General features: G+C 60.2%; 17 protein-coding genes. 11 read left to right on the top strand and 6 right to left on the bottom strand.

The features are described 5' to 3' along the window. Window positions 1-289 precede the first annotated feature (289 nt). From ACIQUH_RS26495 to ACIQUH_RS26455, 9 genes are all read left to right on the top strand, one after another. On the top strand, window positions 290-1318 hold the full coding sequence (locus tag ACIQUH_RS26495; protein WP_400820877.1) for a LacI family DNA-binding transcriptional regulator: 1029 nt from the start codon (window positions 290-292) through the stop codon (window positions 1316-1318). Between the two features lie 280 nt (window positions 1319-1598). Continuing rightward, window positions 1599-2540: a sugar ABC transporter substrate-binding protein gene (locus tag ACIQUH_RS26490; protein ID WP_400820875.1), complete on the top strand. Its 942-nt coding sequence runs from the start codon at window positions 1599-1601 to the stop codon at window positions 2538-2540. Window positions 2541-2691: 151 nt separating this feature from the next. Beyond that, on the top strand, window positions 2692-3600 hold the full coding sequence (locus ACIQUH_RS26485) for a substrate-binding domain-containing protein (RefSeq protein ID WP_400820885.1): 909 nt from the start codon (window positions 2692-2694) through the stop codon (window positions 3598-3600). A 46-nt stretch (window positions 3601-3646) separates the two neighbouring features. After that, complete coding sequence (locus ACIQUH_RS26480; RefSeq protein WP_400820872.1) at window positions 3647-4543, top strand: sugar phosphate isomerase/epimerase family protein; 897 nt, start codon at window positions 3647-3649, stop codon at window positions 4541-4543. A 10-nt stretch (window positions 4544-4553) separates the two neighbouring features. Then, window positions 4554-5564 (top strand): Gfo/Idh/MocA family protein, encoded by a 1011-nt coding sequence (locus ACIQUH_RS26475; protein WP_400820870.1) that lies wholly within the window; start codon window positions 4554-4556, stop codon window positions 5562-5564. 8 nt (window positions 5565-5572) lie between these two features. Further along, window positions 5573-6358, top strand: a complete 786-nt coding sequence (locus ACIQUH_RS26470; RefSeq protein ID WP_400820868.1) for a TIM barrel protein — start codon at window positions 5573-5575, stop codon at window positions 6356-6358. A 720-nt stretch (window positions 6359-7078) separates the two neighbouring features. After that, window positions 7079-7732, top strand: coding sequence for a DUF1629 domain-containing protein (locus tag ACIQUH_RS26465; RefSeq protein WP_400820866.1), 654 nt, complete (start codon window positions 7079-7081; stop codon window positions 7730-7732). A 264-nt stretch (window positions 7733-7996) separates the two neighbouring features. Continuing rightward, window positions 7997-8293 carry a hypothetical protein gene (locus ACIQUH_RS26460; protein WP_400820864.1) on the top strand — a complete coding sequence of 99 codons (297 nt, stop codon included), beginning with the start codon at window positions 7997-7999 and terminating at the stop codon, window positions 8291-8293. A gap of 194 nt (window positions 8294-8487) precedes the next feature. Then, window positions 8488-9534 (top strand): LacI family DNA-binding transcriptional regulator, encoded by a 1047-nt coding sequence (locus ACIQUH_RS26455; RefSeq protein WP_400820861.1) that lies wholly within the window; start codon window positions 8488-8490, stop codon window positions 9532-9534. 238 nt (window positions 9535-9772) lie between these two features. Here the strand turns inward: ACIQUH_RS26455 and ACIQUH_RS26450 are convergent, their stop codons facing one another. From ACIQUH_RS26450 to ACIQUH_RS26425, 6 genes are read right to left on the bottom strand one after another with little or no spacing between them, the layout of a single operon-like run. Then, window positions 9773-10822 (bottom strand): carbohydrate ABC transporter permease, encoded by a 1050-nt coding sequence (locus tag ACIQUH_RS26450; RefSeq protein WP_400820858.1) that lies wholly within the window; start codon window positions 10820-10822, stop codon window positions 9773-9775. Window positions 10823-10824: 2 nt separating this feature from the next. Beyond that, window positions 10825-11820 carry a carbohydrate ABC transporter permease gene (locus tag ACIQUH_RS26445; RefSeq protein ID WP_034498130.1) on the bottom strand — a complete coding sequence of 332 codons (996 nt, stop codon included), beginning with the start codon at window positions 11818-11820 and terminating at the stop codon, window positions 10825-10827. A 1-nt stretch (window position 11821) separates the two neighbouring features. Continuing rightward, entirely contained in the window at window positions 11822-12928 is a 1107-nt protein-coding gene (locus ACIQUH_RS26440) for an ABC transporter ATP-binding protein (RefSeq protein WP_400820856.1), read from the bottom strand. Next, on the bottom strand, window positions 12928-14280 hold the full coding sequence (locus ACIQUH_RS26435) for a glycoside hydrolase family 28 protein (protein WP_400820853.1): 1353 nt from the start codon (window positions 14278-14280) through the stop codon (window positions 12928-12930). The genes ACIQUH_RS26440 and ACIQUH_RS26435 overlap by 1 nt, the downstream gene beginning before the upstream one ends. Next, on the bottom strand, window positions 14277-15371 hold the full coding sequence (locus ACIQUH_RS26430; protein ID WP_400820851.1) for a glycoside hydrolase family 88 protein: 1095 nt from the start codon (window positions 15369-15371) through the stop codon (window positions 14277-14279). Before ACIQUH_RS26430 ends, ACIQUH_RS26435 begins: the two co-directional genes overlap by 4 nt. Window positions 15372-15384: 13 nt before the next feature. Then, complete coding sequence (locus ACIQUH_RS26425) at window positions 15385-17907, bottom strand: hypothetical protein (RefSeq protein WP_400820848.1); 2523 nt, start codon at window positions 17905-17907, stop codon at window positions 15385-15387. A gap of 194 nt (window positions 17908-18101) precedes the next feature. Between ACIQUH_RS26425 and ACIQUH_RS26420 the strand changes: the two genes are divergently transcribed. Together ACIQUH_RS26420 and ACIQUH_RS26415 are read left to right on the top strand one after the other, a co-directional pair. Beyond that, window positions 18102-19382 (top strand): ABC transporter substrate-binding protein, encoded by a 1281-nt coding sequence (locus ACIQUH_RS26420; RefSeq protein ID WP_400820846.1) that lies wholly within the window; start codon window positions 18102-18104, stop codon window positions 19380-19382. A 252-nt stretch (window positions 19383-19634) separates the two neighbouring features. Continuing rightward, window positions 19635-21617, top strand: coding sequence for a phosphatase PAP2 family protein (locus ACIQUH_RS26415; RefSeq protein ID WP_400820844.1), 1983 nt, complete (start codon window positions 19635-19637; stop codon window positions 21615-21617). The last annotated feature ends 56 nt before the right edge of the window (window positions 21618-21673 follow it).

Below are 21673 nucleotides of genomic sequence, written 5' to 3'. Positions count from 1 at the left end.
GGCGGAGGCCAAAGCCAGCAAACGGTCTCAATCGACCAGGACCCCGACGGCCTTCCGCCCGCAACTCTTATAACACAAGTGCAATACACAGGATCTCTGTGACAAGCACAGAGATGAGGGGAGGAGGCGTGGCGGACTAGTCGTAGCGGCTAGTCGTGGTGGATGGTAAGGCGGGTGCCACATAGAGGGCGCTCCCCCACCATATCCCTTCACCCATGTTGGATTCCATCATCATCCGTGACATGTTTTGCGAGATATGACAGGAATCTTTCCGCCTGCGGGAGCCAACATGAAGCGTCCGACCATCACCGATGTCGCAAAAGCCGCCGGCGTCAGCGTCGCCACCGTCGACCGGGTGCTGAACGGCCGCCTGCCGGTGCGGGAGGAGACCGCGCGGCGGGTGTTCGAGGCGGCGGAGAAGATCGGTTTCCATGCCACCAACGTCATTCGTCAGCGCATGCTGGCCGATCTGCCGTCCTATAATCTCGGCATCATCCTGCGCAAGGAACGGCACGCCTTTTACCAGACCTTTGCCGACGAGCTGGAGCTTGCGGCGCGCAACGTCAGGGATCGTCATCTCAATCTGCGCATCGAATTCGCCCAGTCGGGCGAGCCGAGCGAGCTTGCGGCGCTCCTGACGGGCATGAAGGGCCGTGTCCAGGCCGTGGCGGCCACCGGTCCGGACCATCATGATGTCACCGCCGCGGTGGAGGCGCTGAAGGCCAGGGGCATTCCCACATTTTCACTGCTTTCGGATTTCGCGCAGGGGGTGCGGGAAGCCTATCTCGGCGCCAACAACATGAAAGTGGGGCGCACGGCGGCCTGGATGATTTCGCGGCTGGCGCGCGGCAGGGGCAAGGTGCTTCTGCTGCTCGGTGGCCACCGTTTTCACGGTCATTCGCTGCGCGAAACCGGCTTTCGCAGCTATATGCGGGAATATGCGCCGGAATTCGAGGTGATGGACGCGCTGATCACGCTCGAAACGCGGCGGCTGACCTATGAGCTTGTCATGGACACCATCGCCAAGCACAGGGATCTGGTCGGGATCTATTGCATCGGCGGCGGCATGGAAGGCGTGATCGAGGCCCTGCAACAGGAAAACCGGCAGGAGACCATCGTCTGCCTTGTTAATGAACTGACGCCCGAATCCCGCCAGGCGCTGCTGGAAAAGCGTATCAGCGGCATATTCCAGACGCCGCTCCGTGAATTATGCACCGATCTCATTACAACAATGGTTCACACCATCGAACACGGCATGGCGGAAACGCCGGGACAACGATTTGTGCCCGCCCATCTGTGGGTTCCTGAAAGCCTTTGATGGTTTGATAGATTCTATCACAAATTCCGCGTCTCTTTCTATCAGCCTTGATGGTTTCGGTTGCCACTGACCCGTTGACGCCGGGTGCGGACTGGGAAATCTTGCCTGCGTGTGGAGCGGGCAGGAGGCCGGTCCACGACAATAACGATGTTTCAGGATTGCCGCACGCCGCAGATCTTCATCTTCGGCGACAGCCATTCTTTTGCCGGTACGCGACTGCGGCATGATGTGTCGAGGGTTGCGAGACCGGTTCTTTTCAAGGGTTTTGGAGGAGAACGACATGAAAAGACATTTTGCAATTGCAGCGCTCGCTACCATGCTGGCAACGAGCGCGTCGGCTGAGACCGTCGGGGTTTCGATGGCGCTGTTCGACGATAATTTCCTGACGGTGCTGCGCAACGGCATGATCGATTATTCCAAGGGCATGAGCGGCGTTTCGCTGCAGATCGAGGATGCGCAGAACGATGTCGGCAAGCAGCTGAGCCAGGTACAGAATTTCGTCGCTGCCGGTGTCGACGCCATCATCGTCAATCCGGTGGATACGGACGCGACCGTGGCGCTTTCGCAGGCCGCTGCCGCCGCCGGCATTCCGCTTGTCTATGTCAACCGCCAGCCGGTCAATCTCGACAGCCTGCCGGAAAAACAGGCCTTTGTCGCCTCCGATGAAAAACAGTCCGGCACCCTGCAGACGCAGGAAGTCTGCCGGCTGTTGAAGGCGGCGGGCAAGACGGATGCCAAGGCGGTGGTGATGATGGGCGAGCTTTCCAACCAGGCGGCCCGCATGCGCACGCAGGATATCAAGGATGTGGTCGCCACGCCGGACTGCAGCTTCATCAAGCTTGTCGAGGAACAATCCGCCAACTGGTCGCGCACACAAGGCTCGGACCTGATGACCAACTGGCTTTCGGCCGGGGTGCAGTTCGACGCCGTCATTTCCAACAATGACGAGATGGCCATCGGCGCCATCCAGTCGTTGAAGGCGGCAGGCCGGTCGATGGACAGCGTCATCATCGCCGGCATCGACGCCACGCAGGACGCGCTGGCCGCCATGGCGGCGGGCGATCTGGATGTGAGCGTTTTCCAGAACGCCGCAGGCCAGGGCAAGGGTGCGCTGGATGCGGCGCTGAAACTCGCCAAGGGCGATGCGGTGGACAAGAAGGTCTTCGTGCCATTCGAACTGGTGACGCCTGACAACCTCAAGAACTATCAGGCCAGGAACTGAGCCATGGCCATGCCAAGGCGGCTTTTCCGCTCCCGGGGAGTGCCGCCGGGCAGGCCGAACGCGCCGGAGCCGGCAGGATGGCCGGCTCCGGCGACACGGAATGATGAACCAGCGGCGATTTCCGCGGGAGGAAACCTTGAAAAAACTATTGATGGCAACGGCACTCTGCATTTTCGCGACACCGGCCCTTGCCGAGACGCGCATCGCGGTCTCGATGACGTCTTTCGACAATCCGTTTCTGACGATCCTGCTCAACGGCATCAGGGCCGAGGCCGGGCGCGATAAAAACATCGAGCTTCTGGTTGAGGATGCCCAGCTTGATCCGTCGAAGCAGCTCAATCAGGTGCAGAATTTCATCGCCAATGGTGTCGATGCGATCATCGTCAATGCCGTGGATGGCGACGCCACTGCCGCAATCACCAAGGCCGCATCAGCCGCCAAAATTCCGCTGGTTTATGTCAATCATCCGCCGGCGGAACTGGAATCCGGCCTGCCTGACGGAACGGCCTTTGTCGGTTCCAACGAACTCGATTCCGGCACCATGGAAGCTGAAGCCGCCTGCAAGCTGATGGGCGGCAAGGGCAAGGCCGTCATCCTGATGGGGCCATTGGAAAACCACGCGGCGCTGGTGCGCACCAAGGATGTCGAAACGGTGTTTTCCAAACCGGACTGCAAGATCGACATCCTCGAAAAGCAGACGGCGAACTGGAGCCGGACGCAGGCGCAGGACCTCGTTTCATCCTGGCTGACGGCGGGCATCCAGTTCGATGCCGTCATCGCCAATAATGATGAAATGGCGATCGGCGCCGCGCAGGCGCTCAAGGCAGCGGGCGTTTCCATGAAGGATGTCGTCATCGCCGGCATCGACGCCACGCCTGATGGGCTTGCCGCCATGCAGGCCGGCGATCTCGATATCACCGTCTACCAGAACGCGACGAAGCAGGGCGAAGTCTCCGTGCAGACGGCGGTGAAGGCCGCTGCCGGGCAGAGTGCTGAAAAGACGCTCTGGGTGCCTTTCGAACTCGTTACCCCCGAAAACATGTCCGCCTACGCGAAATAGAAGGGGCTTCGGCCCCGGCCCGTTTATCACTCCACTGGAAACAGCCATGAAACATACGCTCGATCCCCACATGTTCCGGCACCTATCCCTCGCCGAAACCTGCCGCAAGGTCGCAGACCTTGGTTATGACTATGTCGAACTTTCGCCGCGCCCGGATTTCCTTTCCTGGTGGACACGGCCGAAGGTCTATCCCGAACGGGTCGCCGAATTCAAAAAGGCGCTGAAGGACCATGGTGTCGGCCTTGCCACGCTGCAGCCCATGTATCGCTGGGCAAGCCCCTATCCGGACGAATGGGAGGTGGCGATCGACAACTGGAAACGCGCCATCGAGATTGCCGTCGAGATGGAATGCCCGATGTTCGTTTCGGAATTCGGCCGCGGCGGCTCGCCGGATCGTAGCCTTAACGACCGCTCCGGCCTGCATCGCCCGGAAACCTGCGAGGCGCAGTTCTTCCGCGCCATGGATATTCTGGTGCCGATCCTCGAGCGGGAAGGGCTGGTGCTGTCGCTGGAGGCGCATCCCGAAGACTGGATCGAGGAGATCGCGCCGGCCATCGACATCATCAAAACCATCAATTCCAAGGCGGTGAAGGCCTCCTTCATCGCACCGCATACGTTCTTTTACGGGCCGGACATGGTGGCGAACCTGCGTGCGACCGAGGGCCATCTGGTGCATGTGCGCCTTGCCGATACCTATGACCACAACAAGTCGTCGCAGCTGCGTTACATCGTCAATCCGCCCGGCTCGAAGGTCAGGGTGCATCAGCACACCGATTTCGGCCAGGGCGAGATCGACTGGGAGATTTTCTTTGCGACGCTTGCCGACATGAAATTCGATGGCGTGCTGTCGAACTGCGTCTTTGCCTGGGAGGATCGCGTCGATGAAAGCGCGCGGTTCATGCTCAGCGAAACCCGGCGATACGTCGCCAAATACTGGAAATGAGGTATTTCAGATGACTGTGAGAATTGGTGTCGTCGGCACCGGCGCAATCGGGCGTGATCACGCCCGCCGTATCAACAAGGTTCTGGGCGGCGCCAAGATCGTTGCGCTGAGCGACGTCAACCGCGCCTCGGCCGAGGCGGTCAAAAACGACATCGCCCCGGATGCCGTCGTGTTCGCCACCGGCGAAGAGCTGATCGCATCGCCTGACGTGGATGCCGTGCTTGTCACCTCATGGGGCGCGACGCATGAGCAATATGTGCTGGCGGCCATTGCCGCCGGCAAACCGTGTTTTTGCGAAAAACCGCTGGCGACAACGGCCGAAGGCGCAAGACGCATCGTCGACGCCGAAGTGGCGCATGGCAAACGGCTGGTTCAGGTGGGCTTCATGCGCCGTTATGATGCCGGTTACGTGGCGCTGAAACAGGCCGTGGATAACAGGATCGGCGCGCCGATCATGGTGCATGCCGCCCACCGCAACCCTGCGGTTCCCGAGCAATATGTCACCCCGATGGCGATCCATGACACGATGATCCATGAGATCGACGTGCTGCGCTGGCTGCTTGATGATGACTATGTTTCGGCCCGCGTCCTCTTTCCCCGCTCCGCCGCCCGCAGCCATGGCAAGCTGAAGGACCCGCAGATCGTCATTCTGGAAACCGCCAAGGGCACGATCATCGACGTCGAAATCTTCGTCAATTGCCATTATGGCTACGATATCCAGTGCCAGGTGGTGGGGGAAGACGGCATTGCCAGCCTGCCGGAGCCGATGTCGGTGCAGACGCGCCTTGGCGCCAAGCTGCAGAACGACATTCTGACCGACTGGAAAGACCGCTTCATCGCCAGCTACGATGTGGAATTGCAGGATTTCATCCATGCGGCGGCGAAGGGCACGGCGTCCGGACCGAATTCCTGGGACGGCTACATGGCCGCCATCACCTCCGACGCCTGCGTCGCCGCGCAGGAAACGCAAGGAGCTGCGGTCGCCATCGAACTGCCGGCCCGTCCCGCCCTTTATCAGTGAGGTCTTTCATGCGTTTTGCCATCAACCACATCACCGCGCCGAAGCTTTCCCTTGAGGCGTTCTTCGCAACCGCCCGTGAACTCGGCCTCACCGAAGTCGAAATCCGCAATGATCTGCCTGATATCGTCGGCACGGTGGATCCGGCCGCGGTAAAGGCGGCAGCCGAAAAGGCCGGCGTGACGATCATCTCGATCAATGCGCTTTACCCCTTCAACGTCTGGTCGGGCGACCTGCCTTTGCGGGCTGTCGCCATGGCCGATTATGCCGCGGCAAGCGGTGCCAAGGCGTTGGTCATGTGCCCGCTCAATGACGGCACTTCGGTGTCTTTTGACGATCTCGTCACGGCGCTGAAGGCCATGAAACCGATCCTCGAGGAACGCGGCCTGACAGGCCTCGTCGAGCCGCTCGGCTTCCCGGTCTCCTCGCTGCGCACCAAGGCCGAGGCCGTGAGGGCAATCGATGCCGCCGGCGGCGGTGATGTCTATAAGCTGGTGCATGACACCTTCCACCATCACCTCGCGGGCGAGACCGAATTCTTCCCCGAGCGCACCGGCCTCGTGCATATTTCCGGCGTCACCGACCCCGCCGTCTCCGTAGCCGACATGCTGGACGCCCACCGCGTTCTCGTGGATGGCGGCGACCGGCTGGAAAATATCGCCCAGATCAGGGCGCTGGAGGCGGCAGGTTACAAGGGGCCTTACAGCTTCGAGCCCTTTGCAACCGAGGTGCACGAATTGAAGGACCCGGCCGCTGCCGTGAAGAGCAGCATCGACCATATCTCCCAGGCGCTCTGACCGCCTTGCCGCCCGTGGTTCGCCGCGGGCGGCGTTTCATTATGCAGTTTAAACCGATGCCGATAGAGACCACTCAGAACGGTGAAGCTCTTCTTTTTCACTCCTTCGGGGACCGTTGCAAAATTATTGTGTTCGCGAATGTTGCCGCACCGTCTCAGATTCATCTACGGAACACTACAGAACCGAAGCGCAAACGACTCGGCAAAACTAGAATTATGTCACTCCCCCCCAGATAGTGGAGAGAAGCTTAGTTGCCGAAAAACGGCTATCGAGCATCTCGCTGCGGCAATTGTTTTTATAGCAGCGGCGATGCCGTTTGCCCTTTTCATACCATTATTGCTAGGAAGTTCTCCGATATTTTCGATGAATAGAATTAAAATTTTTGTTTTACATTTTCATAATGCTTACTATTAATTCCATTTTTATATTATAATAATTAGAGAATTATATTAATTTTATTATTTGTTTTGCTATTTGTTATTGACAGGCTGAGTGAATTCATATTGATGTTCGGTGCAACTTAAAAAAAATGATTTTTACGGAATTACCGCGCGACTACGAATAGTCTGATAATTGCCAAACTGAAGACTATCGTCAGCGAAGGCCGATGGGGCGCGTCGGCTCATGCGCCATGTGGTGTTGTCCATCGAGTGATTTTGTTGGACCAAGTCAAGTCGGGCGACGTAGAATATTTTGTGAAATTTAATTTCGGAGTTGACTGTGGACGACGTTAAAGCCGCTCCCGTTCCCCACCGCCATGGTGGCGACAGAAAGTTCTACGTATTTGGCCCCGACATCACAGGCGGTGGTCCAGGCCATGGTCTCGTTTTTGTCAACGAAGAGAAACTGTTGACTCCGCCTCGTATGATCGTTCGCCCTGAAGGGGGCGGCTTTCCTGAATTGAAAGAAAAACCGCACATTGCCTATAATAAAAAGCAGGGTAAGCCACCCCGCGATCTGGAGGGGACGCTGAGCGGTTATTGGTTCATTTCCGAGCGGCTGAAGCAAATATTTGAAACTGTTGATCCAGAGGGATTTGCCTTCGCTGAATGCGATTACACACTAGATGATGGATCAGCAGGGCCGACACATTTTCTATGCGATGTTATCAGATGCATTGATGCGCTGGACGAAGAAGCCTCCGATGTTCGCGTTAAATATTATCCGGATCATCAGACCGGCGAAGATGTGAAGCTTTACAGCGTCGCAGGCGGCGCTAGCCTGCGCTTTAATGAAGAAATTATTGGTAACGCGCATGTTTTTGTTCAGCCCAAGCTTGCGACAAAGCCTATTTGTGATGCGGTACTCTATAGTGCGTGCAAGTCCTCTAATGTTTTGAAAGGGCTCTGGTTTAGAGACGCCTTGAAGCTCTAGAATATAAATTCTCATTTCAGAAATCTGATTTAAGTTGGAGCAAGAGCACGTCCACTTTACTCGGGATCATATCCGCGTGATATGAAGTAGTTGGCGCATTCTTGCGGTTCGAACATCGTGAGGACTTGGCCTACCGCATCCCTGCTCTGATCCACGAAAACTGAATCGTTTTTTATTGGAGTTTTTCGCGCTAGATTCCCGGCTGGGAACAGGAGCGGAAGCAATGAAACATCGAACTTTTCCGACGCGCAGAAGGCGTTCATTTTGAAGCATATCTCCGCGGATGCCATTTCGGAACCCGATGCTCAGAATCTCGAGTCAACGATTGCTCAAACTACCCAATCCATTGTCCCTACGGGTAATGCACAAAGAGTACAAAATCTTGTTTTTCCTATTACCGTCGCTCTCCGGGATAGTGCGATGCAAATCAATGGCCGACTTGTGCCGGTTACGCCTGGCATGAGCGTAACTGTAGAAATCAAGACAGGACAACGGCGAATTCTGGAGTATCTGTTCTCGCCGCTAGCGGAGGTGATATCCGAAGCGATGAGAGAAAGATGATTTCGAAATCTGCTTAATCCAATATGTGGCCGGTCACAAAAAACCAAGAGAAATCAATTCCGCATTTACGGATGATGCTGTAGTCTTCCGCAGACTAGAGAACAGCAAACAGGCACGGGTATTCTTCAGATCGACTGCGTGAGGCAGGCTTTCTGCCCGCACCGTCCGAAGAAGAGTGGTTGAATTTCCCCTTTATGAAAATAGACAGGAAAACGACGCTTAAGGACGTGGCGCGGGAGGCGAATGTTTCGCTGAGCACGGCTTCGCACGCCATCAACGGCACCGCGCCCTTGACCACGCAGGTTCGCGAACGGGTGCTGGAGGCGGCCCGCACGCTCGGTTATCTCGAGAACCGCCGGCAGAAGGCGACCATCGCCACGCTGCGCGTCGTGCTTCTGGCCATGACCAACGATGCGGCACCGCAGAGCGACCTCAACATGGTCAGCTGGACGATGCTGAACGGTTTTCGACGCGAATGCGAGCGGCGCGGCATTCGCATCGTTCCTTATGTCAGCGCCACGAGCCGGCTCGATCCTGCCGCGGTGGCGGCGGCGGCGGACGCCGACAATGTCGATGGGATCGTGGTTCTCAATGATGACAGGCCGCAACTGGTTGCGGCGCTGTCTGCGCTTGGCCGGCCGGTGGTGCTGATCAACGGCGAAGACCCGGCCATGATCGTCGATACGGTGACGGCGGAAAACCGTTTTGGCGCGCGGCTCGGCATCGAGCATCTGCTGTCGCTCGGGCATCGCAATATCCTGCATGTTACCTGGAAGGGGCGCACGACGATCCGCCGCCGTTACGATGGTTATAGCGATGCGTATCTCGCGGCAGGCCTCAGTGTTCCCGCCGATATGGTCATCGAGGTGGAAAGTTACGAGCCCGAATGGGGCGAGGCCGCGATCCGCAGCCTGCTGGCCGAAGAAAAGCCTCTCCGAAACGCCACCGCCATTTTCTGCGCCGCCGACAATCTGGCGCTTGGCTGTCTGAAGGCCCTGACGGAGGCCGGTATCCGGGTGCCGGACGATGTTTCGGTGCTGGGGTTTGACGATATCATGCCGGCGGCCTTCAGTGCACCGCCGCTCAGCACCATCCAGTTGCCCGCCGACAGGCTGGGTGCTGCGGCGCTTGCGCTGCTGGAGCAGCGGCTTGTGGCGGCTGATCCGACTCGCCCCGCCCATCGGCTGGAACTCGGCTGTCGGCTGGTGTTAAGGGGCAGCATCGCGCAGCCGCCGAGGTAGGGTCCTCGGCCGCCTCTGCTGGTAGCCATATGTCTTTGGGGCGGTCGTTTTTCTTTCCGTCATTCCGGCCTTGAGCCGGAATCCAGCCAGCCCAAGTCTTGGGCTGAAGGGACTCTTCTCGACGCGCAGACGCGCGTCGGCTGGATACCGGCTCAAGGCCGGTATGACGGAGGGATGGGCCCGCGCCATCCGAATTGCCAACGGGGCTGCGGTTTCATCGCAAACCGCAATGCTCCCCTCACTTCATCCCCGTCCCCGCAATCCCTGTCGTGATGTAACGCTGCAGGAACAGGAACACGACGGTGACGGGCGCCAGGCTGAGGAAGGTCATGGCAAGGATATAGTGCCATTGCACCGAGAACTCGCCCTGGAAGGCGTTCAGGCCCACCTGCAGCGTGAAGTTTTCGCGGCTGCTGAGAACGATCAGCGGCCAGAGGAAGTCGTTCCAGCGCCAGAGCACCGAGAAGATGGCGAGAACCGCGAGCGCCGGCGCCGTCAGCGGCAGGATGATGCGCCAGAAGATGCGGAATTCGCTGGCCGCATCCACACGGGCCGCCTCGATCAGCTCGTCGGGGATGGTCAGCATATATTGCCTGAGTAGGAACACGCCGGTTGGCGTGGCCACGGTGGGGATGATGACGCCCCAGAGATTGTCGACGAGGCCGACGCCGACGATGACCAGATAGGCCGGTACCATGACGACGGTGAGCGGGATCATCAGGGTGGAGATGATCAGCACGAAGATCGCCTTTTCGCCGCGGAAGCGGTATTTGGAGAGGGCAAAGGCGGCCATGGCATTGACGATCAGCGTCAGGACCGTCGCGACGAAGGTGACGAAGACCGAATTCTTGAGGAAGGTCAGGAAGCTGAAGCGGGTCAGCGGATCGGTAAAATTCTCCGTCGCGATGGTCAGTTTCTGGACAGGTGTTATTTCCCGCGTGTCGACGCTGACGGGTGGGCCGGGATTGGCCGGATCGACCATCTGGGCTTTCAGGCCGATGCGGCGGACCATGGCCATTTCGCGCTCCGTGCCGTCGATGGGGGCTTTCCACAGGCTGAGCGGTTTGTCGTAACCCTGCACTTCCACCTGCACGGCGGCGCGCGGCAGAAGGCTCGGCGGAAAGCGGGTGATTTCGGCTTCCGGTTTCAGCGATGACATGGCGGCCCAGACGACCGGGATGAGGACGGCGAGCGTGCCGCCGATGAGCCAGACCCAGGAGAGGATATCGGTGAGGCCGATCCGGCCGGGGCGGCGGGTGCGCGTGAGGAAGGAGACGGCGTTGGACATGGTCAGGACTCCATCTTTTTGCCGAGGCGCAGCTGCACGAGGGTGAGTGCGAGAAGCACAAGGCCCATGAGAACCGATGCGGCGGATGCAAGGCCGAACAGCCTCAGATCGCTGCCGAAGGCCATCTGGTAGATATATTGCACGACGAATGTATTGGCCGTGCCCGGTCCGCCGCCATTGGTCAGAACCCATGCTTCATCAAAGATCTGTACCGAGCGGATCATCAGGAGGATGAGCACGACAAGCAGGTTGGGGCCGAGAAGCGGCAGGGTGATGCGCAATAGCGTGCGCCGGGGTGAGGCGGCATCGATAGCGGCGGCTTCATAAAGGTCCTTCGGGATGGCCTGAAGGCCGGCCAGCAGGATCAGCGTATAAAAGCCCATATGGAACCAGACTGAGACCACCACCACGAAGAATCGCGACCAGCCGACATCCAGCAGGAAGATTTCCGGCGGTACGCCCAGCATCTGGAAAAAGGCGTTGAGCAGGCCATTGCGGTCCAGAAACCATTTCCAGATGAGGCCGATGACGACGGGCGACAGCAGCACCGGATAAAAAAACATGGCGCGGAAAAAACCGCGCGCGGCAATCGCCCGGTTGAGGATGAGGGCGGTGATGAGCGCGACCAGCAGCGTGGCGATGACGTTGAAACCGACGAACCACAGCGTGTTCCAGATCGCCGTCCAGAACAGCGATTCCCGGCAGCTTCCGGGGTCCATGTAGCTCTGGCAATCCAGCAGCTTGCCGAAATTTTCCAGCCCGACGAAGGGGCGATCGGTGATCAGGAGTTCGGTGCCGCCGGTGAAGGCGTAACCGACGGCAATGGCAATCGGCAGGAAGGTGAAGATGCCGAAAAGAACGAGGTTCGGCATCAGGAAAATATAGGGCATGCGCCTTTTGCCGATCAGCCGCTCGATGAAGTTGAGCGGCACTTCGGCAATCGCCATCACGGCATCGAGCGCACGGTCGGACAGTCTCGCAAGCGTCGGATTGGCCATGCTAACCTCTCCCTTCGCTCTCAAGGCGCGGCAGCGCCAGTTCGGTTACGGGATCGAAGACATGCACCTTTTCCCGCGCCGGCATGATCTTCAGCACCGAGCCGGAGGCGGGCGCGAAGTGGCCCGCCTGATGCACGATGATCTGCTCCTTCTCGCCCTCAAGATTGCCATAGAGATAGGTCTCGGTGCCGAGGCTTTCGTGATATTGCACCTCGAAGGGCAGGCCGGCATTGTCGGTGATGGTGAAATGCGAAGGGCGGATGCCCGCCAGAACCGCCTGTCCGGGGCTGACGGTTGCCGGATCGACGAGGCAGGGCAGGGACACGCCATAACCGGCGTCGATGGCGATGCTGCCGTCGCTGCCCTTGGTGATGGTGCCTTTCAACATGTTCATGCGCGGCGAACCGAGGAAACCGGCAACGAAGAGGTTGCGCGGATTGTCAAAAAGCTGGAGCGGGGTGCCCACCTGCTCGATGCATCCGGCCCGCAGCACCACGATCTTGTCGGCCATGGTCATGGCCTCCACCTGATCGTGGGTGACATAGATCATCGTCGTCTTGATATCGCGATGCAGGCGGGTGATTTCGGCGCGGGTCTGCACGCGCAGCGCCGCATCGAGGTTGGAGAGCGGCTCGTCGAACAGGAAGATGTCAGGCTCGCGCACGATGGCGCGGCCGATGGCGACGCGCTGGCGCTGACCGCCGGAAAGCTGCTTCGGCTTGCGGTCGAGATAGGGCTCGATGGCCAGCATGCGCGCCGCCTCGTTGATGCGGCTTTCGATTTCCGCCCGCTTGAAACGGAGATTTTCGAGGCCGAAGGCAAGGTTCTTGCGCACGCTCATATGCGGATAAAGCGCATAGGACTGGAACACCATGGCGATCTTGCGCTCGGCCGGCGACAGCGCGCTGACATCGCGCCCTCCGATGGCAATGGTGCCTGAGGTGACATCCTCAAGGCCGGCGATGATGCGCAGCAGCGTCGATTTTCCGCAGCCCGAGGGGCCGACGAAAACGACGAATTCGCCGTCTTCAATATCGAGGTCGATGTCATGCAGCACATGAACGGCGCCGAATGCCTTGTTGAGGTTTTCGAGTTTCAGACTTCCCATTACCTGCTCCCTTCGGGCAAGTTCGTCGTCGCGACGATCTCTTGGCTGTTCCAGCCCCCGGGCAAGGGCATCATTCTTTTAATGGCGACATCGCGCGCCGAAAATCCCTCTACGCCGGCAAGATAGACGGCGGGCATTCCGCCGGGATAGTCCTCCATTCCGACGATCCTGCCCTGCGCATCCTGCGTCCAGGCATTGGCGCGGCCGGCGGCGTGGGGGCTTGGCGCAATATCGGCATTGGTTGGGCGCAGATCATATTGCAGGCCGGTGCCGAGCTTGCCGGGCTGCTGCGACAGCGTGATACGCTCCAGCCGGACATTATGAATACCGGCCTTCGAGGTGGCGACGAGGTTGATCGCCCCTTCCATCGAACCGCTTAAGTCTTCCACGACCAGATTGTCGACGCTGCCGGCCCGGCGTTCGGGGCGACGATCGACGACGGTGACGGTGACAGCCTCACCCGAGCCCCAGAAGCCGCCCGGCGTTTCGTGGCATTCGGTCTCTATCCTCGAAAACCGGATGTTGCGCATCGCGCCGCCATCACGGGAGAACAGGCCGACGCCGCGATTGGACTGGACGATTTTGCAATCCTCGAACACGACATTGGTGAAATCGCCGAAGGATTCCGTGCCGAGCTTCAGGGCGCAGCTCATGCTGGAAACGGTGCAGCGGCGAACGGTGATATCGGCGCAGGCGCCGACCGCCTTGCCGTCCGGCCCGGCGCTGGTCTTCAGGCAGATGCCGTCATCGGCGGTCGAGATGGAGCAATCCTCGATCAAGGCGCGCCGGCAGGCATCCAGCACGATGCCATCGGTATTGGGCAGGCGGCGGTCGTTTTCGATGCGGAGATTGCGGAAGTGAAGGTCTTCGCAATCGACCATATGCAGCGTCCACATGGGTGAGCCGCTGACGTGGAGGTTTTCGAGGCGCACCCTGCGGCAGGCCTCCAGCACCATGACGCGCGGGCGTTTTTTCGCCGGGACATAGGTGCCCATGGCCTTGTCGTCGCCGACGATGAAGTTTTCACCGCCGGCCTCGATGCGGCCGGGGCCGGTGACGGCGATGTCACGCGCGCCCCTGGCGATGATCATGCCACGGTTGGAATCTTCGGCGATGACCGAAACCGTCGTATCGGCATAGGCTCCGTAATCGGAAACGGGCGCAAGCACCGCATTTTCGGCAAGGTGCAGTTCCACGCCGCTTTTAAGATGAAGCCCACCGCTGACATGGCGTCCGGCTGCGAGTGATACACATCCGCCGCCTGCGTCCGATACCGTATCGATTGCCTGCTGGATATCGGCAGTGGCATCGCGCCCCACGGCGGCAATGGTGATATTGGTTTGAGCACTCATGATACCTGCGGCCTTTTCAGAAATACGTCGATCAGGAGCAGCATCGTCAGCGCCTGCCCGTAAGGCGTGGGCAGATTGGGAATGCGGCGGTAAAATTCGAGATCATGGCCCATCGGCGTGCCGTCGGAGACGCCGTGGACAACACCTTCGTCATCGATATTGCCGAGCACCGCTTTCAGCGCACGCTCCGCATGCGGCCTGTTCTCTTCTCCGAGAATACCGGCTTCGATGCCGCGCAGAATGCCATAGGCGATGCCTGCCGTTGCCGATGTTTCCACCGGCGAGGTCGGGTCGTCGAGAAGCGTGTGGAACATGCCGTCCTCGCGCTGATATTGCCTCAGCGACCGCACCTGGCTTGAAAGCACATTGGCGAGGAAACGTTTGTCCTTTTCGCCAAGCGTCGGCACCAGTTCGAAGAGTTCGGGAATGGCAACCGTGATCCAGGAATTGCCGCGCGCCCAGAAGGCATCCGCGAAATTGTGGCGGCCCTTGAAGGTCCAGCCGTGATACCAGAGCCCGGTGACGGGATCCGACAGATAACGCGTATGCACCATGAACTGGTAGACCGCTTCATCGATCCAGTCCTGACGTTTGCAGACGACACCGGCGCGGGCAAGGAACAGACATGCCATGAACAGCGTGTCGTCCCATAATTCGCCTTCGTTCAGCCGCTCCTTGACGACGTGCTGGAAGCCGCCATCTTCGGTTTTCGGCAATTGATGCACCAGCCAGTCGGCCCAGTCTTCCACCAGGGCCCGGAAATCCGGCCGGTCGACATGTTCGGTGAGGATGACGAGCGGCAGCATCGGGGCGGAACTGTTGATCTGGCGCGGCGGCAGGCCACGCTCGATCTGCCAGCCATACCATGTCACGAGGTCGTCCAATGCCTTCCGGTCATTGGCGGCGAGAGCCCGGCGCAGGAAGCCGTAGAGGCCCACACCCACTTCCCAGTCCCATTCGTCGAACTGGATCTTGCCGTCGGAACTGCCGCTAACCAGACCTTCCTGAATGCCCTTGAGGCGGCTGAAGGCGGCGGCGACATTGTCGATCGTCGTCCTGAGAGTGTCTTTTTCCATGCTTGGCTGGTTCATCTGTCAATTCCGCTTAGGAGTAGAATGGTTGTGCCGCGCCGCCCGATGCGGGGTCGGCACTGTCGTAGGTGATTTCCGGCTGGGGCTGGTCATGGTCGAAGGCCATGGCCTGCACGCCGATGGCGAATGCGCCGTCCCAGGTGAGGGTAACGTCCGGGCCGCAGGGCGGCGTGACCGAGAGCCGCCGGCTTTCGGCATCGAAGGTTACCTGCGTGGCGAGGATTTTTTCCCGAAAACGGGCAAACTCCGCGACATCCCCGCAGCCGATGACTCCGACCCAGCCGGCGCGGCGGCCGGGCGATCTGATCTCGCGGTTGGCGGTGGCACCGGAGGTGATGGGTTCAAGTCCGTTGGTCGCATAAAGCGCGGCAAAACCCCGGCCCGAGCGGGTGATGAGCCAGTTGCCCTCCACCAGCACCTCGTCCAGCCCGTCGCGGCCGAGATAGGCATGGGTCCAGTCGTTGCGGTGATCCTGCGTATCGAAGATCAGCATCGCCAGATCGCGATGTTGCGCCACGCGCGGCAGGATGCCGCTTCCCGCCCAATAGGAGGGGCGCTGTGTACCCCACGGATCGTCCTCGCCGGGATGGTTGACCCAGAGCCGCGCCATCGGATGGCCGGCGAGTTTGATATCCATGACGTGCTGCTGATGGCCCTTGCGGCCGGTCTTGTGGTCGACAACGGTGGAAAGCTGGGCGGCCTCGTTCTTGAACAGCACGAGCTTGCCGGGCTCCAGCCCCTGCGCATACCGCGCCTCGACCATACGGCCGCTTTCCAGCCGCGAAAGGGCGGCAAGATGCGCCGGCGGCAGGTAGTCGCCGCAGCAGAACATCGGCAGCGAGGCGACGCCATTGTTGAGCCAGCCCCGACCGAAGGCCACCTGCGCAAACGGCGCCAACTCCGTCAGCGGTCCGGCGCGCAACTCCTTGTCATAGGCTCTGCCCTGGGAGCCGGAGGGAACGCCGCCGAGCGTGTGCAGTGCGATCATCTCGAAGATGAGATCGAGCTGGTGGCGGGCGCGGGCGGCAAGTTCCGGCCCGGCCCAATGTTCGATGGCGAGAAGGCCGATGAAATCCACGGGGTAATAGGCGGCCGAATTCCATTCGGCCAGCCCATGCGCCTCGACGCTGTCGAACCAGCGCTCCAGCCGGTCGGCGGCCAGCGCCACCTGTTCCCTGCCGGTGCGGCCGGAGGCGGTGAAGACGGCATCCGGCAGATACGCGCCGGCCAATAACTGGCTGGCGTGGAAGCAGAGAACATGGTTCTCGCTCCAGAACCACATGACGTCATTGCCGGGTTCGTCCACCCAGTAACGATAACCGAGGATCGAGGCATCGATCCGCGCCCGCATTTCGGCCGGCAGGCGGTCGCCATAGGCGCGCACCAGCCACAGAAGCGGGATCATGACGAAATCGGAGCAATCTTCCCGCCGATCAATGGAATACAGCGTCGCATCGACAATGCCGCCGATGGTCTCGATGTCATCGCTGCCGGTGGCGACCATCGCCAGCGCCCGGCCGATGCGCCATGCGCCGAAGCGGGCGCTGAAGGAGAGGGCGGCCTTCTTGCGCCCGGTAATATCGGCACTGGATGCTTCCGGCGCGATGTTGCGCATGAAAGCGGCGTCGATGACGCGGGTTACCGTTCCCGCTCCCGAACCCATGGTGATCTTTACACCATGATATCCGTCGGAAATGCCTGCCGTCCCGGGGATCGCCAGCGAGGATTGCCCGGCCTTCAGCACGGTGTCCACTTCCGCCAGCGCAGCGCGCTCATGCCCATGGCTTTTGATCGCGATATGCACGGGCAGGTCGCTGACAGGGGCTGCCCCGAAGACCAGTTCGAGGGCCGTGCCGGAAAATACGTCCCACGCCGGGCGAACATCGCGTACCAGCGCGGCGAGACGTTTCGTCTCCTCCCGGTCGAGCGGCACGGGCAGCACGACGGTGAGCGGCACGGCATCGGTGACCTCAAGCTCGAAGAACCAGATGATGTCGCGTTCCGCCAGATCCTCGCAGAGCAGCAGCACCTCATTGTCGCCGGCCGAAAGATCGAGCGTGATGTCACGGCTGCTTTCGACATTGCGGATGAAGGGTTCGAAACGGACCTGTTCGACGCCGCCCACCCAGATGCGCACGCCGCCGCAGGTGCGCAGCCGAAAATGCGCCTGTCTTGCAGCCTCGCTGCGGAATGTGCCCTTCAGCCAGCGCTGCACATGGGTGGGAACATGCCAGAAGCCGGTGAATTCGACACGGCGGTTGGAGCCCGGCAGGTTGAGGTGCGACACCGGCCAGCCGGCATCGGGCGCGATGTCGCGGCCGATCATGGTCTGCTGGAAGGCCTTGCGGCAGGGCAGGTCGCCCACATCCACGAAACCATTGATGAAACGATAGTTCACGCGGTCTTCGGCGGGGGCCGCGATGCCGGGAAAAGACGTCTCCACCAGATCGGAGACGATCCAGGCCGTCACCGTTTCGCCGTTAGCGACGGTATATGTCGGCTGCGACGCGTTTGCCGCAAATGGTCCATCCGTCATAATGGATCGCCTCCCGTCGATCTTTATGAAATTATTTTCACAAACCAATTTTCGCTTTTCCGCGTCGATTTGTGAGATTTGCGTAAAACAAACAGCTTGACGTTTATTCTGTCAAGCCGCAAAACATTATAAATCGAATTAAGCAGAGGAGCTTCCGTTCGGTTTATGAAAATGTTTTCATTGGGAGGATGAGCATGATGAAATTGTTTTCGGGCGTCAGCGCCCTCGTGGTGGCCTCTGTCGCAGGTCTTGCGGCGGCCCAGGCCGAGACCCGCACGATTACTTTCCTTTTTACGGATGACGACCAGGGTTACGTGCAGCGCATGTCGGAACTCAGCAAGGAGTTCGAGACGGCCAATCCGGGCGTGAAGATCAACTTCGTGTCTTCGGGTTATGACGCGGTTTCCAAGCAGCTGCCGGTGCAGCTTGCGGTCGGCGAAGGTCCTGACATCGCCAAGATCACCGACTGGCAGCTTGCGCCCTATTATCTCGACATGCGCCCTTATATGAAAGACGCGGAAGCCTTCGCGAAGCTGCATGGTTCCAGCCTCAACCAGCTTCGCCTGCCGAATGTCAACGATCCGCAGTCGATCAACGGTTACATGGCGTCGCAGACGCTGAACCTGCCCTTCGTCAACAAGACCCTGTTCGAGCAGGCGGGTGAACCCTTGCCCGGCCCGACCGCGAAATTCAGCGAGATCGTCGAGGCTTCCGCCCGTGTCGCCAAGGCGACCGGCGTGCAGATCCCCTTCACCATGGACCGTTCCGGCCACCGCTTCTCCGGCGGCGCTTTCGCTTATGGTTCGAGCTATGTGAAGGACGGCAAGTTCAGCTTCCCTGATGATGCGGCGAAAAAATACATCGCCGATATCTATTCATGGACGCAGAATGGCAGCTTCCCCAAGGAAATGTGGGGTGCGGCCGGCGGTTCGCAGTACAAGAACATGGGTGACGAGTTCGTCAACGGCAATGTCGTGACCTATCTCGCCGGCAACTGGATGGTCAATCCGTTCCAGAACAAGATCGGCGACAGTTTCGAATGGACGGCGATCAACGCGCCCTGCGGCGATGCCGGATGCTACGCCATGCCCGGCGGCACCGCCATTGTCGGCTTCAAGCGCACCAAATACCCTGAGGATGTCGCCCATTTCATCGAATTCCTCGGCTCGGAAAAAGTGCAGCGGGAAATCGCCGAGAACTACGTCATCCTGACGGGCGCCGAGATCGTCGATCCGCAATACAAGCTGAAGAGCGAAAACGCCAGGGCGGCGATGAAGGTCTTCCTCGACAACAAGAAGAACGTGCCGCAGGCCGCCCGTGAGTTCGAGCGCGCCAAGGGCGGCAGCGCCATGTATCAGCAGATCGTGCAGCGCATGAGCCAGCTCATCGTCGGCGAGTTGACGCTCGACCAGACCTACAAGGTTCTGGAAGATGACGTCGCCAAGATCAACGAGGCTGTTGCGGTCAAGAAATAACGGCCCGACCGTCCGCCTCCGGCGGAATGATGAAGCTTTCGAACGATATGCCCGGAGGTGTGCTCCGGGCATATCGCGCCGTTTCTCTTCGAAGCGGCGCATTTTCGCTGGAGGAACTGCCGCAGGAGGCCGTTCCCGGCGGCCTATCGAAAAACTGAAATAAGCTCCGTTTAAACCTGACGATGAGGCGCGCGGAACGCCGCGCCGCCTGTTTTCGTCACGCGTCACTCGCTGAAAATCATAGGATTCGTCATGGCCAGACTGAAGATGTCGTCTTTTCTTTCCGCACGCTCGAGCCTGCTCGCCTCCGTCGCATTGCTGGTTCTGGTTCCGGGCGCGCAGGCGCTCGATAGCACCGGGCCGACAGGGCAGGGTTATGCCATCACGGTGCCGGAACCGGCGGCAACATTTCCGCTGCCGCTTGCCGACAATTATCGCAACCAGACCGGCAAGAATGAGAAGGGCGAGGCGGTTCGCGCCTATGATGACCGGGATAATCCGATCATCGAAATCCTCTCCGGTTTCAACCGCATCTGGACGCTCGGCGATGAAAAATGGGCGGATGGCGGCGCCAATGGCGATGGCCCGGCGGATTTCAGCCATGTGAAGATCGTCGATCCCGCCGTGTGGCAGGAAAACATGCGTTACGTGCTGTCCGTGACCGGTGAAAACCGCACGCGCGCTGCGGCTTTCGAAGCCTATATGAACGACCGGCGTTCGCAGGGTTACAGCGTCATCGACGGCATGGGCCCGCTTGCCGACTGGTATCGCGAAGGCGCGGGCGCGACGACGTCGATCAATCATACGCTTGCCGATTTCGATCCGAACGAGGTCATCACCCGCAAGGAGGACGACAAGGGCACCGAAGCGGGTGCAGCCGATAGCGAACTGAAGGATTTCGTCGCCTTCATGAAGGTGATACGCGGCCCGGAAGGCACGACGTCGCCGGCGAAATATTTCTATTCCTCACCGCGGCCCTGGCGCATGAACGCCAAGGGTGAGGTGATCGAGACCGGCAAGGAAACGATTGGCGACCGCAGCTTCGAAAGCCATGACAGCGATCCGGGCGTTATCGTGCCCGCGCTGAAATATGCGCGGGAAAATCGCGGCCGCGGCAAGGATGGCGGTTTTCCGAGCGGGCACACCAATGCCGCCTATCTTGCCGCCATCGCCTATGCCTATGCGGTGCCGGAGCGCTTTTCCGAATTGCTGACGGCGGCTTCCGAACTCGGCGAAAGCCGCATCGTCGCCGGCATGCATTCGCCGCTCGACGTGATCGGCGGCCGCATCACCGCAACCGCCATGGCCGCCGCCATGTTGCAGGACCCGAAAAACGCCGAGGTGAAAAAGGCGGCGCATGCGGCCCTGCAGGCCTATTTTGCCAAACGTCTGCCGCAGGGCCAGTCGCTCGTCGATTTCGCCCATGGTGCAAAGCCTGACGTCGACCAATTTGCCGATGCGGCGAAGAACGGGGCGGATTATCGTCGGCGCATGACCTTCTCCTTCAGCCGTGACAAGGCAGCGGGTGACGCGGCGATGGCGGTGCCGAAGGGGGCCGAGGTTCTGCTGGAAACGCGTCTGCCCTATCTCGATGCCTCCCAGCGCCGCGCCGTGCTGTTTTCCACCGGCATCGAGGCCGGTTATCCGCTGCTGGATGACAGCAATGGCTGGGGCCGCATCAATCTCGTTGCCGCCGCCGGTGGTTATGGCGCGTTTAACGGCGATGTCGAGGTGACCATGGATGCCGCAGCCGGCGGCTTTAATGCGGCGGACAGCTGGACGAACGATATTGCCGGGGCAGGGCGTCTCGTCAAATCCGGCAGTGGTGTGCTGACGCTCAGCGGCAATAACAGCTACAGCGGCGGTACGATCGTCAGGGACGGAACGCTGGTGGCGTCCTCCGCCGATGCCCTTGGAACCGGCGGCGTGCTGGTGAGCGGCGGCACGCTTTCGCTCGGCGGCGGGAAGGACGTTGTTATTGGTGGTGATTATCAGCAGTCGGGCGGCACGCTGGCGCTTGATCCGCAAAAGGCGCCGCTGCACGTCAAGGGCAATGCGGTGCTGGAGGGCGCAACGCTGAAGCTCACCTTTGATGGCGGCGCGCCGGCCGCGGGCACACGGTTCGACGTCATTTCCGCCAACGGCCTGACCGGAACCTTCACCGCGATAGATGCGGGCAATGTGAAGGTGCGGCCGGTCTATACCGGCTCGGCACTGTCGGTGGTGGTCGAATAGGCCGATGCAAGAGGCTTGCCGGGCGTGGCTTGAGCCGCCGCGCCTGGAGACTTCGT

The sequence above is a fragment of the Agrobacterium sp. NPDC090283 genome (genome assembly GCF_044769685.1).
GTDB lineage: Bacteria > Pseudomonadota > Alphaproteobacteria > Rhizobiales > Rhizobiaceae > Agrobacterium.
Note: the sequence above shows the minus strand (reverse complement) of the source record. Positions and strands in the feature narration are given on the sequence as shown.